The organism is Ktedonobacter robiniae (genome assembly GCF_016587375.1).
GTDB lineage: Bacteria > Chloroflexota > Ktedonobacteria > Ktedonobacterales > Ktedonobacteraceae > Ktedonobacter > Ktedonobacter robiniae.
In genome coordinates this window covers 1,498,194-1,511,009 of record NZ_BNJG01000003.1, presented here as the reverse complement: position 1 = coordinate 1,511,009, position 12,816 = coordinate 1,498,194, and the positions used below count along the sequence as shown (strand labels likewise).

Genomic DNA, 12,816 nt, shown 5'->3' with positions numbered 1-12,816 from the left:
AATGGTTGTGCTGACAAGCAAAAAATCTCCTCTTGACAGATTGGTGACCTTGTCGTAAAATAATGACTATGTAGTCATAAAATATGAACTGGTCAAAAACCATCTTTGTGGTCAGACTATTACTCACGCGTCTGAATAGCCGAGAACTACTTCTCCGAAAACCCTGAGCGCGAAGCGCTAGGCACGCCAGTGACGTTGGGTTTCGGAATAAGATCTAAGACACAGTGAAACCTGGATAGACCTATGCAAACACCTACACCACATCTCACATTAAAAGAAAAACAACGTCAGGAGCGTGAGAACCTGATATTACAGACCGCGGAGGAGGTCCTGGAGGAGAAGGGCTACTACGAGACTTCTATGGACGAGATCGCTACACGCGTTGGTATCGCCAAGGGTACGATCTATACGCACTTTCCGAGTAAGGAAGAGTTGGTCGCTACCATTTTCGCGCGTGATATGCAGAAGTTTCTACAAGGCTTTGATGCCATCCTAGAGGCAGAGCTGACACCGCGCGTCAGGCTAGAGAACATCATGTCCTATCTGCATGAGGGTCTCTATGGTCGGCGCGCCAAACTGCTTTCCTCGACCTACACCGGCGTCGATCTGAAGCGCCTGGTAAACGAGAAGAACGGCTCAATTCGCGAAATGTGGGAGTGCCTGATCTCGAAAGTGAGTAAACTGCTGGATGAAGGGAAGGCCGTGGGCGAGTTTCGCACGGATGTCTCGACACGCGTCATGCTCTTCATGATGCTTAGTCTCTTCTCACCGCGCGCCCATGATCACGTCTTGCTGGAACATGATCTAACGCCAGACGAGCTACTACAACAATTAAAAATACTCTGCTTTTATGGTATGACACAAAATCAGCCGGAATAACTATAGAATAGATATGAGGGTATGTATGGAAACAATAACTCATGACGAGATGCAGTCCACAGCCTCGTCCCCTGTACAAGATGTAGAGCAACCTCGCTTCACCCGCCGCGAAACGCTCCTCACTATGGCTGGCGTGCTGCTTGTAATGCTGCTGGCCTCTCTGGACCAGACGATTGTCGCGACGGCGATGCCGCGCATCATCTCAGAGTTACAGGGCTTTGATCGCTACACCTGGGTAACGACTGCCTACCTGCTAGCCTCCACAGTCATGGTGCCAATTTATGGCAAGCTCTCGGACCAGTTCGGTCGTAAACCTATCTTTTTAATTGGTATTGTGCTCTTCCTGACTGGCTCGGTCATGTGTGGCGCCGCGCAGTCAATGAACCAGTTGATCGCCTTCCGCGCCTTCCAGGGCCTGGGGGCGGCGGCCCTCATGCCTATCGCCATCGCCGTCGTGGGTGATCTGTTCTCACCACGCGAGCGCGGCAAGTGGCAGGGCGTGACTGGTGGCGTCTTTGGTCTCTCCTCCATCCTCGGGCCAACGGTCGGCGGCTGGATTACGGATAACTCAACCTGGCGCTGGGTCTTTTATGTCAATCTGCCTATCGGCATCATTGCCCTGTTGGTACTGATCTTCCTGATGCCTACTCTAAGATCCAAGAGTAAGGATACACGCATCGATTATATTGGTGCGGCGCTCCTGATGGCGGGCACCATTCCCCTGATGCTGGGTCTGACCTGGGCCGGGCAGGAATACGACTGGCTCTCCTGGCAGATCCTGGGGCTCTTCGCTGTGGCGCTCGTCTTCATGACGCTCTTCTTCGTCTATGAACACACGCTTGAGAAGCGCGACGCGCAGCCTATCATCGAGCCAAGCATGTTCAAGAGCAGCGTCTTTTCGGTCTCGGTAGCGATCACTATGATCACCAATATCGCGATGTTTGGCTGCATCCTCTTCCTGCCGCTCTATGCGCAGGGCGTGCTGGGCATCAGCGCCACTAATAGCGGTCTCCTGCTCGCGCCACTGATGCTCTCACTGATCCTTGCCAGCGTCATTTCGGGTCAGCTCGTATCGCGCTTTGGCCGCTACAAATGGATCGCCTTCGTAGGCATGATCATCACCGTTGGCGGTATGCTCCTGTTGCTACGCCTGGGTGTCAACTCCACACAGGCAGATTTGATCATCGCCATGATCGTGCTTGGCCTCGGCCTTGGCTTCGGCATGTCGCTATATACGCTGATCGTGCAAAACTCGGTCTCAGCCAAAAAGATTGGCCAGGCCACCTCGTCGTTGACCTTCTTCCGCCAGATTGGTGGTTCGGTTGCCAGCGCGGCCCTGGGCTCGGTCTTGCTCAACACCTATAAGCCGGCCTTCCATAATGCGCTATCAACCGATGTGAAGAGCTTCTTCGACATGATTGGTGGCCGCGCTCCCGGCGGCCTGGGTGATCAGCTTCTCTCTAGCTTTGATAACCCTAACATTCTGCTCTCGACCGATGCTCAGACGAAGACAGAGGCGTTCTTCGCCAAATTTGGCCCTGCAGGCAAGACCGTGTACGGCGAGATCCTGGGCGCCGTCAAAGATGGCTTAGCGCTGGGTATCCATAACCTCTTCCTGATCTCGCTCGGGCTTACCATCGTTGGCTTCATTCTACTGTTCTTCCTCAAAGAGGTGCCGCTACGCGGTAGCAGCCAGGGACAGGCCACGCAAGAGGCCGTTGCGGGCAGCGAAGAGATCGCAAATCCGGTCCTGATGCATTAGACCCGATAGATGCACTAAGTGCACTAAAATCCATCCTCCAGGAGACATCCATTGGGGGTGGAGACAACCAGCAAGAGAGCTCCGACAGATTCGTCGGGGCTCTCTTGCTATGTTGATGTGACTAATCCCTCAAACGTACGTATATCTTAGTGTACCCAGACTGAACAGTTACTACCTGGTACATTCCCCAGGCATACGATATAGATGGAAAAGGAAAAGTGAGTATGAGCGATAGCAAAACCTTTGGTTTCTTACGTACCTGTATGGATAAGCGCTTCGTGGCCGCCACGCGGGCTGCCTTTGAGCGCGCAAGCGGACTTAGCTCCAACGACTACTGGCACGAGTCCTATGCCGGTGGCTCCGCCGTGCCTGCGGCCAATAACGTGGGCGAGGAGTATGCCGCGGAGCATGGGGCAACCATCTTTGGCTGGCAGGCCCATATTAACAACTGCGGCGGACAGCCAGGTGTGAGCGATCAAGAAATTGAGCAGCGCCTGGACAGCGTCATTCAGGAGAAAGTGCAGAAATACCCACAGGCCAGGCATTTTCGCATCGTCGCCTCTGAGGCCGGCATTGACATTCGCGAGGTATCCTAATGAGCAACCAGGAATCTATGTATCAGCCGCCGGAGCAATCCTCTGGCGGCCAACAGATCTACAATAATGATCCCTATGAGCAACCTCAGGCTTCATACGAGGCCTACCCTCGCTATAACAGGCCTGCCTCTGAGCAGGCCAATCCTGAGGAGGGATCGGGTCAGGAGCGCGCCTACCAGGAGGGCTATAACGGAGCCTCCACTTATAATGAATACGCACAGGAGACGGGACAGCAGGCGGGGCAGCAGGCATTTCCCTTCATCCGGGCGCGCAACCTTTCAGCCGGGCAAATCGTCTTGCTTATCATTGGCCTGGTCATATTGTCCAGCATCGTACAGGGCCTGTTTTCGGGTGCCTTTGGCTCAATCTTCGGCCTCATAGGTATTATCGCTATTGCTTTTGCTATCGCCAAATTTGGCTTCGACCGGGCTACCCCATTGCATCCACAACAGTTTGCCGTCTCCGGACAAGCCACACTCCATATTAATAATCCAGCGGGACCAATTCGTATTCAGCGCGGCGAGGGAGATAAAGTCGTGGTTCAGGCCGTCAAGCATATCAGCAGCGTGCTTGGCAAAAACGAAGATCTGGTGCTCGATTGCCAGCAAGAGGGAGACAACATCAGTATTGTCAGCCGCAATATTGCCACACAGGGCATTAAATCGGGACACATGGACCTGAATATCTTTGTCCCCGAACACTGCCAGGTACATCTCGATAGCCAGGCCGGAGCCATCCATATACAGGGTATTCAAGGTTATGCCAGGGCCAAAACCAGTGCTGGCTCCATTCACGTTTCTCAATCTATACTTGAGACAGGCAGTGACCTGCACAGTAACGCAGGCACGATTCATCTTGAGGGGGTCAAGCTCGCGGGAAACACAAATGTCGATACCAACGCGGGGACGATCCACTTCGATGGCGAGTTAGGTGGAGCGTACGACTACCGCCTGCACACCAACGCAGGCACGGTTCATGTCACCCTTCCCTCGACAAGCGCCTTCGCCCTGAAGGCAAAGACCAATATGGGAACGGTAGATAACGATTTCGGCAGCGAAATCGTTGGGAATGCGCCCCTGGCGCGCCTCAACCTGAGTACCAATGTCGGCCCAATTAAAGTTCAGCGCCGGTAGCAGTCCATGCTGGTATGGACCCTATAGGAAGGAGTGTGGTGGAAAGACAGGGCTAAGCCTGTCTTTCCACCACACTCCTTCCTCTTTCATGTGTAACACTTGCTACAAATCAAAACATGTTACATAATAGATAGAGAGAAGCCCCCTGGCTTCTCGTTGTTACCCGGAAAAATTGGTTGATTTTATCGCAGAGCAAGCAAAGACTCGGAGCTTATCGAGGAGGATTTGACTCATGCAATGGGCCATCACTATCGCAGCCTTTCTGGCGTCAGCGGTTGAATTTGTTGAGGCCTTCACTATCGTTCTTGTCGTCGGTGTCACCATCAACTGGCGCAGTGCCATCGTAGGCACGCTGGCAGCGGTGGCAGCCCTGGCCGTTATCGTGGCCATCTTTGGCGTCACCCTGGTTCAGTATGTTCCACTCGACGCACTACGCCTGGCGGTCGGCTGTATTCTTATACTCTTTGGTTTGAAGTGGCTCAAAAAAGCCTTGCTGCGCTATAGCGGGCTGAAGGCGCTTCATGACGAGGAGGCTATCTTTGAGGAAACCATGGCTGAGCTAAAGGCGAGTGGGCAGGCCATTACGCAGCGCTTGCAGCCTACTGCCGTCGCCCTGGCCTTCAAGTCGGTCTTCCTGGAGGGACTTGAGGTGGCCTTTATTGTCATTACCTTCGGTAGTAACGCCGTCACTCAGCAAGGGATCGGAGGCATAGCCTCAGCCACGATTGGAGCTCTCGCGGCGGGTCTGCTGGTCATCCTTGCTGGAGTGTTGATCAAGGCTCCGTTGACCAAGGTACCTGAGAACACGCTGAAATTTGTGGTTGGCATCATGTTAACGACCTTCGGCACCTTCTGGACTGCCGAGGGCTTTGGCTTTGCCTGGCCGTTCGCGGACGCCTTCTTGATCATACTGGCCGCGCTCTACCTGCTCGCCTCGCTGGCAATCATCTTCTGGCTCAAGAGTGTACGCCAGCGCCAACTGGCCGCGCCCGCCAACATTGCTCACTCATAGTCTTCTCTCATTACGTGGAGGCAAAGCAACATGGTTGTACTCAGACCTATTCTCAATGCTATCAAAGCAGTATATAATTTTATCGTTGGCGATATGATTATCCTTGTGGGAATCTTGATCGCCTTCATCCTCCTCGCGCTCATCTACACAGTAAGTGCGTTAGCCGCGCTGCGACCATTTAGTGGCTTCATACTCATCCTGGCCGCGCTGATCGTGCTCATCGCTACCCTGAGCCGCGAGGCGTATAGCCGCCATCGTTAAAGGTTAAAGTTTTAGTGTGGAAACGGTGGCGGGGGCATGGCCCGCCGCCACCGTTTCCTTATCCCAAAGGGGAAAAAGTGGATTCTCATCAATATATTCTGCTCATCTACCAGGTACCAAGCCAACCTTCGGCAGCTCGCGTCGGCATCTGGCGCGAGCTAAAACGCACTGGCGCGCTCTACCTACAACAGAGCGTTTGTATCCTTCCCCATACTGAGCCGCTGCTCGCGACGCTGGAGAAGGTCTGCGAGCGTGTCTCGGAACTGGGAGGGAGCTATCACCTGTTCCCATTAAATAATTTACCCGAAGAAGAGGAACAGAAGATCATTGATGGCTTTCTGGCTCAAAGCAACCTGCAATACGACGAGATCATCGAGAACTGCCAGGTAAATTTTACGAAAGAGATCGAGTTCGAGACTTTTCGCCAGAACTTTACCTATGCCGAGGCCGAAGAGATTCGCCAGGAACTCGACAAAATTCGGCGCTGGTATGAGCGCACGGTTGAGCGCGACTGGTTTGGAGCCGCCAGGCGTGATGAGGCCTTACAGAGTATTGAACAATGTGAGAAATTGCTGGAGGAGTTTGAGGAAAAGGTCTTTCTCAAGCAGGAAGCTGACGAGTCACATGGTGTATCTCCTGAGGAGAAGAAGCGCCTGCACCCTCGTCGCCTTGAGCGCCGCTCGGATACGCATCGCTAAACGTTGTGGCCTGGCTCTCCCACGACCACAACGTCCACAACACTTGATTTATGCCAAAGGGTGATGAATAGCCAGCAAGGCAACCGCCAGTATGAGCAGGACCGCCGCTGGAGCGATACCAGAGATCGCGTCCTTCAGGCGAACATGCGTCAGGACCGCACCCAACATGATACAGACCAGGAGCGCCGCGCCCAATGTAGCCAGAATCGGTACCCAGATGCCCGCAATCAAGCCCAGGGCAGCCACAATTTCAAGCGCACCGGTCAGGACCATGAACCAGAGGGGATAGTGATAGTGGTTCTGAAAGTTCTCCACCATCTGCTTATTATGTGTTACCTTCGAGAAACCAGCCGCGAGAAATGCCAGCCCCAATAATACCTGCAAGACAAGCGCAATCCAGTACATAAATATTCGCCCTTCTTTACGGACCCTCAGGCCCGACTATATCCATTTGTCAACACCTGTTGACTTACTAAGAAAACTATAAACTATCTCATCCTATTTTGTCAACGCCTGTTGACTATGTTATGATTGATAATGAAAATAGAGGGACTGAGTAGTTGCTAGAGGTACATGCGGGTCCAGGAAGATGAGGAGTCGAGATGAGTTTACGAGATACCGCTAAAAAAACTTTTCGTCGTTGTCGTCGCGAGCGCGACGCGGGCGCGACACGCCAGGCCATCTTAGAGGCGGCACGCACGCTCTTTGCGCACGATAGCTATGAGCGCGTCACCATTCGCGACATCGCCTCTAAAGCCGGTATCGATCCCGCGCTGGTCATTCGCTACTTCGGTTCAAAAGAAGATCTCTTCCTGGCTACATTGGATAAAGGCGATGGCTGTAGTGGGCTTCCCGGTGGAGACGGAATGAGCCTGGGTTATAGCCTGATTCACCACTATATATCACATTGGAGCAAGCAGGACGCCAGCGATCCGCTCCTCATTATGATCCGCTCTGCGTCAAGCAACGATAGTTCTGATATCCTCCGCAAGGCTCTAAACGAGCAATTCTTGCAACCTATCGCAGAGCAGGTTGGCGGACCCGATGGGTACCTGCGCGCCGAACTGGCTCTATCTCAGCTTATTGGCGTCAATATTATGCGCAGTTTGCTGCATACCGAGGCCCTGAGCACAATTTCTGACGAGCAGCTCATCAAGATTGTTGGCTCCGTCTGCCAGCACTATCTTAGCGGTGATCTTGAGGAGAAGAATCCATCGCCAGGAACGCCCCACTATTCACCCGAGTTACACAACCTTTGACGGCTACTGTCATAGAGGCAAGGGATGTGGTGGTTTGGCTCCGCCAAACCACCACATCCCTTGCCTCTATGACAGTACTATTTAGCATCCTCATTGATAAAAATAAATGTTCAGACATATAATAGAGTGCAAATGTAAGTAAAGCGCGAGGCGATCAGAGCCAACCGCTTTCTGCAAAAATATATAGTATCATCTATTGCGAGGAATTGATAAGAATGGATTTCACAGGAGAACAGCGGATTCCAGCTCCGCGTGCTACCGTCTTTAACGCGCTCCTTAACCCTGAAGTACTCAAGAAGAGTATCCCTAACTGCCAGAGTGCAGAGTATGTCGATCTCCCCAATGGACGCTACCTTAAACTAAATATCACACTCAATTTTGCGATTCTTAATGGTTCATATGATGTCTTCCTGCAAACCACGGATATCGTAGAGCCTTCGCACCTCGTGCTTGTCGCCGAGCCCCGGAGCTCCCTGGGCAGCGTTAGCGCACGCTGCTCCGTCGACCTGACCGAAGAGGGTGCGACCACTCTCCTTAGTTACAACGCCAACGCCAGCCTCTCGGGCAAGGTCGCTGCTGTTCCCGAACTCATCGTCAAGCCCGCCGTTAAAGGCATGCTCGACCAGTTCTTCAAGAACTTCGACAAACAGGTGAACGCGTAAGAAATATGGGCGTGGATTGCGGGCGAATGCCCCTAATCCACGCCCATATCTTTACTCACATCTTGCGACGCCCAATCCTACTCTCTTGCATCGTAGTATATCCTCTGCTACACTTAATCATGCCTGAGCCGCTAATGAATTGTTGTGCTTTTAAGTGAAAAGGGGTTGTCATGCTTCAGCCAGAGGAGAGATCGGAGTCGTTTTTCCTGGATACCCGCTATGCCATTGATACCTCAAATCCCATCCAGACCGTAGTCACAAATGGGCTGGCATACATGCAAGAGGCGATACCACGTTTCACAGAAGACCTGCACAGGCTCACGCTCATTGATTCCCCTTCCGAGCATAAAGAGGGTCTGGATACGATGGCGGACCAGCTCGCGGTTCTCCTCCAGCGCTTTGAGATGCAAACAACCATTGTAGAACATGCACGAGGCAATGCGCTCATTGGCACCCTTGTGGGCGATAATCCTCACGCTCCCACCTGCCTCCTCCTTGGCCACCACGATACCGTCCACCCCGTAGGTTCCGCCCAGACACGCACGCAGCTTGATGAAGATAAATTCTATGGTCCGGGGACCGTTGATATGAAGGCCGGGCTACTTCAGGGGATCTATGCCCTGGAGATCCTCAAGCAACATGACTATAGGAATTTCAAGAAGCTGATCTTCTTATCTGTGCCCGACGAGGAGATCTCGAATCGCTACCAGGCCAGCCTCGTACGGCAGATAGCTCGTGATGAGAAACCGTATGTACTTGGGCTGGAAGGCGCAAGCGCCATTGGAACCGTGGTGACCAGGCGCAAGGGATGCGCGCATTATCGCCTTACCGCCGAGGGCAGAGCGGCGCACGCGGGTAGTAGCCCTGAGAAGGGCCGAAATGCAGTTCTAGAACTGGCTCACCAGATTGTCCAGGCCCAAAGCTTTATGGGCTGGCGTCCAGGCTTTACCATTAACGCGGGTCCTATTCAAGGAGGATCACGCGCCAATATTGTGTCCGACTTTGCCCAGATCATGTTTGATATCCGCTTCCTGCACCTTGAAGACCGCTTCGACGCCGAGGCACGCTGGCGCGAATTATTACGCAATCAGCTTGTGCCAGACGTCCAATTAACATTGACCAGCGAGCCTGACTCTATGGTTCCTATGGCTGCAACAGAGGCAAGCCTGGGCATGGCTGAGAAAATACAGTTTATCACGGAAAACATTCTGCATACACGCTTTGCCCCTGAGACACGTGGCGGCGCCTCGGACTGCTGTAAGACGGCGGACGAAGGGTGCCCAAGCATTGATGGGTTAGGCGCAATTGGCTCGGGTGCTCATACCGCCACAGAGTATGTAAAACTTCCTCCCATTCCTAAACGCGTGGCACTGCTGGCGGGTCTAATAGTCGCCATTACTAGCGAAAACAGTTAGCTGGGAGGTAGGCCATTAACACTGGTCAAATGCAAACATTTTGTGTCATACTAACAAGTAGCAAGCAATGATAGAAGAGGAAAATGTGAGTACACCATCATCCGATGCGGATCAAACGCCAACCTGGTCTTCATCGTCAACCATGATTGAAGCAACAGGCGTACCTCAGCTTGATACAGTGTTAGGGGGAGGATTACCCAAAGGCTCGCTCGCGATTATCCTTGGCTCACCCGGCAGCGGCAAAACCACCCTGGCAAGTCAGATCGCGTTCGCCGCCGCCAAGCGCGGGCAGAAGGCGCTGCTTTTAACGGCGCTTTCGGAGCCAACAACGAAGTTGCTCGGTCATCTCCAATCATATAACTTCTTTGCCCCCGAGCTTGTAGGTAATGAGGTACAGATCTTTAGCATACAGCAGTTTCTGACACAGGGCAAACCACCTGCGGCGCAGGATATCGTGGCTGCGGTCCGGCAGACGCGCGCAAACCTGGTCGTTCTGGACGGCTTTCAGGCAATTCGTGCTCTGGAACCAGACTTTATTACGAGCCGCCAGTTGTTGTATGACCTGGGCGCACGCCTGAGCCTGCTCGGAACGACAACGATCATCACGACAGAAGCTGATCCGCGTGATCCAACCCTCTTCCCCGAGATGACCACCGGCGATTTGCTTATTGGGCTCTATTTCATCCTTAACGGGACGCGCGCCTTCCGCAGCCTGGAAATACTCAAAGTACGTGGCCGCGCGCCAATGCTGGGTCGACATAGTATGGTGCTAAGTGAGGATGGAGTGCAGGTTTATCCTCGCCTTGAAGCCTGTAGCCATCAGCTTCCTCGTTCCGACACGAAAAGCGTGGAACACAAAAAGGAACGCGTCACCTTTGGGCTTCTCGAACTGGATACGCTCTTGGGAGGAGGCCTGACTCGCCAGACCAGTACGCTCCTGACTGGCAGCCTGGGGACAGGCAAGACACTCCTCGCGCTCCAATTCGCGCTTTCAGGCATTCCAAAGGGTGAGAACGCCTTATTTCTCACTTTCCGCGAGACACGTGAACAGCTTCTGCTCAAAGCGGAGTCTTTTCAGCTCGGTGAACAACTTCGAGCAGCCCTGGCTCCTGGTGGCGGCCTGACATTGCAGCGCTGGGAACCTGTTGAAGTTGATCCTGACCAGGTTGCGACAACCATGCTCAACATACTCAGTGAGAACAACATACGACGCGTCGTCATTGACAGCATAGCCGAACTCGAACGCGCCGTGATAGAGAGTAGTGGCAAGGATCGCGTCTCCAACTACCTGGCAGCGCTGCTAGCGATGTTAAGATCCAGAGACATTACCTTACTCGCACTCAAAGAGTCCCCCAAGGCTGTCTCAACCGACGTGGATTTCTCCGCAGACGCACTTTCTATCCTGGCGGAAAACGTTATCCTGGTACAGCACCTCGCGGTCAACAACCGCCTGCATCGTGTCATCTCTGTGCTCAAGATGCGCTTTTCGGCTCATGATCATAATTTGCGCGAATTTATCATTACCTCGCCTGAAGGCGTTCGTGTCCTGACTCCTCAGGAGAGCGGCCTGGACACGCTAGCGGGTCTCACCAGGGAGGCAAGTGGACATTCTGGCTACCTTTCGCCAATCTACCAGGCCCCCCCTCAGAGAGGGGGAGTGTATGACGTTACAGGGCCGTGCTCATCTCGCAACCGATACATCACCCATTCTCATTGTCGATGATGAGGTGGCTATTGCCGAGACACTAGCCGAGTTTGTTACAGAACTAGGGTATACACCTGTGCTAGCCTACAATGGGCAGGAGGCGCTCTCGCTGGCCATTGAACGCTGGCCACTACTCATCATTACAGATTATATGATGCCAGTCCTCAATGGGGTTGACTTTGTCAAAGCCCTCCAGGAAGAGGCCTCTGATAGGAGGCAGAGCCTGCCTCCTATCATTATGCTCAGTGCCGTGAGCACAGCTCGCGCTATCGAAGGCATTCACGTTGAAACCATCCTCGCCAAGCCCTTTGATCTGGATGAGTTAGAAGACCTTATTCAACGCCTCCTCAAATAGGGCATTACTCCCAGGTCAGGCCGTCTTCTGCCGTAACTGGTGCGGAGAGTCCAAAGGCCTCGGCCAGCAGTTCATATGTTCTGGCCCGATTCGCATATCCATACACCATAGCAGAGAGCATCAGTTCATCCGCACCCGTCTCACCCACCAGGCGCAGCAGTTTCTCGCGTATCACCTCGGGACGACCAATCATCTGCCGCGAGCGATACTCACGCACCACTTCCTCCTCCATAGCGGTATAGCGATACGCTCGAACCTCCTCCGGACTGGGCAGGGGAGCAGGCCGCCCCGTACGCAAACGCACCCAGGCCAGCGCCATAGAGTCAGACAGTTCCTGTGCCTGCTCATCAGTCTCCGCGCATACGACGGTTGTAGTCAGAATAACCCTGGCTTCCTGCAAGCGTTCAGAGGGCGTAAATAGCTCGCGGTACATCTGGATTGCGGGCACAGCAAAAGCGGGATTGATGTGGTGCGCAAAGGCGAAGCCAACGCCAAGCGAGGCCGCGGCCTGCGCGCTATAGTCACTTGACCCAAGCAGCCAGATGGGTGGGAGGGGGACATCAGTGGGAACCGCCTTGACTGACTTAAAGGGATAGCCCGCTGGAAGCTCTTCGCCCTCGTCGGCATAGGCCAGTAGCTCAGCCAGCTGTTCGGGAAAATCATCGGCTCCCAGCGCGGCCCGTGAGCGACGTAGCGCCAGCGCCGTTTTACCATCCGTGCCGGGCGCGCGCCCAATCCCCAGATCGATACGTCCAGGATGGAGTGCCTCCAGAATACGGAAATTCTCCGCCACCTTGAGGGGTGAGTGATTCGGTAGCATGACGCCACCAGAGCCAACACGAATATGCCTGGTAACCTGGGCCACGTGTCCAATCATGATCTCAGGGGATGAGCTGGCGAGCATGCTGCTATTATGATGCTCGGCAAGCCAGTAGCGCGTATATCCCAGCCGATCCGTGAGCTGGGCCAGTTTGAGGGTGTTCTGGAGTGCCTCGCGGCTATTTGAACCTGCCTCAACCGGCGAGAGGTCAAGCACAGAGAGGGGTAGTGCCATCTATGTATATCCTTCTTTGTCTTTT

The 12,816-nt window shown here is 53.7% G+C and carries 14 protein-coding genes; 12 read left to right on the top strand and 2 right to left on the bottom strand.

Annotated features, from left to right (window positions below; genetic code table 11):
• Nucleotides 1–243 precede the first annotated feature (243 nt).
• The 7 genes from JMJ04_RS39125 to JMJ04_RS39095 all read left to right on the top strand — a co-directional run bounded on the left by JMJ04_RS39125 (nucleotide 244) and on the right by JMJ04_RS39095 (nucleotide 6,341).
• On the top strand, nucleotides 244–879 hold the full coding sequence (locus JMJ04_RS39125) for a TetR/AcrR family transcriptional regulator (protein WP_201375776.1): 636 nt from the start codon (nucleotides 244–246) through the stop codon (nucleotides 877–879).
• A gap of 25 nt (nucleotides 880–904) precedes the next feature.
• Complete coding sequence (locus JMJ04_RS39120; RefSeq protein ID WP_201375775.1) at nucleotides 905–2,641, top strand: MDR family MFS transporter; 1,737 nt, start codon at nucleotides 905–907, stop codon at nucleotides 2,639–2,641.
• A gap of 224 nt (nucleotides 2,642–2,865) precedes the next feature.
• Nucleotides 2,866–3,237, top strand: a complete 372-nt coding sequence (locus JMJ04_RS39115) for a hypothetical protein (protein ID WP_201375774.1) — start codon at nucleotides 2,866–2,868, stop codon at nucleotides 3,235–3,237.
• The gene (locus JMJ04_RS39110; protein WP_201375773.1) at nucleotides 3,237–4,370 is read left to right on the top strand and encodes a DUF4097 family beta strand repeat-containing protein; all 1,134 of its coding nucleotides are present in this window, start codon (nucleotides 3,237–3,239) and stop codon (nucleotides 4,368–4,370) included. Before JMJ04_RS39115 ends, JMJ04_RS39110 begins: the two co-directional genes overlap by 1 nt.
• A 232-nt stretch (nucleotides 4,371–4,602) precedes the next feature.
• A complete protein-coding gene (locus JMJ04_RS39105; protein ID WP_201375772.1) occupies nucleotides 4,603–5,382 on the top strand; it encodes a COG4280 domain-containing protein in 780 nt (259 codons plus the stop codon).
• A gap of 30 nt (nucleotides 5,383–5,412) precedes the next feature.
• Complete coding sequence (locus JMJ04_RS39100) at nucleotides 5,413–5,643, top strand: hypothetical protein (RefSeq protein ID WP_201375771.1); 231 nt, start codon at nucleotides 5,413–5,415, stop codon at nucleotides 5,641–5,643.
• A 77-nt stretch (nucleotides 5,644–5,720) separates the two neighbouring features.
• The gene (locus JMJ04_RS39095; protein WP_201375770.1) at nucleotides 5,721–6,341 is read left to right on the top strand and encodes a Chromate resistance protein ChrB; all 621 of its coding nucleotides are present in this window, start codon (nucleotides 5,721–5,723) and stop codon (nucleotides 6,339–6,341) included.
• Between the two features lie 48 nt (nucleotides 6,342–6,389).
• On the opposite strand, the gene JMJ04_RS39090 is transcribed toward JMJ04_RS39095, so the two are convergent.
• The gene (locus tag JMJ04_RS39090) at nucleotides 6,390–6,746 is read right to left on the bottom strand and encodes a DoxX family protein (protein ID WP_201375769.1); all 357 of its coding nucleotides are present in this window, start codon (nucleotides 6,744–6,746) and stop codon (nucleotides 6,390–6,392) included.
• A 197-nt stretch (nucleotides 6,747–6,943) separates the two neighbouring features.
• Here JMJ04_RS39090 and JMJ04_RS39085 point away from each other — a divergent pair, with 197 nt between their 5' ends.
• From JMJ04_RS39085 to JMJ04_RS39065, 5 genes are all read left to right on the top strand, one after another.
• On the top strand, nucleotides 6,944–7,600 hold the full coding sequence (locus JMJ04_RS39085; RefSeq protein ID WP_201375768.1) for a TetR/AcrR family transcriptional regulator: 657 nt from the start codon (nucleotides 6,944–6,946) through the stop codon (nucleotides 7,598–7,600).
• A 215-nt stretch (nucleotides 7,601–7,815) separates the two neighbouring features.
• A complete protein-coding gene (locus tag JMJ04_RS39080) occupies nucleotides 7,816–8,262 on the top strand; it encodes an SRPBCC family protein (RefSeq protein WP_201375767.1) in 447 nt (148 codons plus the stop codon).
• A gap of 170 nt (nucleotides 8,263–8,432) precedes the next feature.
• Entirely contained in the window at nucleotides 8,433–9,677 is a 1,245-nt protein-coding gene (locus tag JMJ04_RS39075) for a M20/M25/M40 family metallo-hydrolase (protein ID WP_201375766.1), read from the top strand.
• A gap of 85 nt (nucleotides 9,678–9,762) precedes the next feature.
• Nucleotides 9,763–11,400 (top strand): ATPase domain-containing protein, encoded by a 1,638-nt coding sequence (locus JMJ04_RS39070; protein ID WP_201375765.1) that lies wholly within the window; start codon nucleotides 9,763–9,765, stop codon nucleotides 11,398–11,400.
• A complete protein-coding gene (locus tag JMJ04_RS39065; RefSeq protein ID WP_201375764.1) occupies nucleotides 11,339–11,737 on the top strand; it encodes a response regulator in 399 nt (132 codons plus the stop codon). Before JMJ04_RS39070 ends, JMJ04_RS39065 begins: the two co-directional genes overlap by 62 nt.
• Nucleotides 11,738–11,741: 4 nt before the next feature.
• Here the strand turns inward: JMJ04_RS39065 and JMJ04_RS39060 are convergent, their stop codons facing one another.
• Nucleotides 11,742–12,791: an LLM class flavin-dependent oxidoreductase gene (locus tag JMJ04_RS39060; protein ID WP_201375763.1), complete on the bottom strand. Its 1,050-nt coding sequence runs from the start codon at nucleotides 12,789–12,791 to the stop codon at nucleotides 11,742–11,744.
• Nucleotides 12,792–12,816 lie beyond the last annotated feature (25 nt).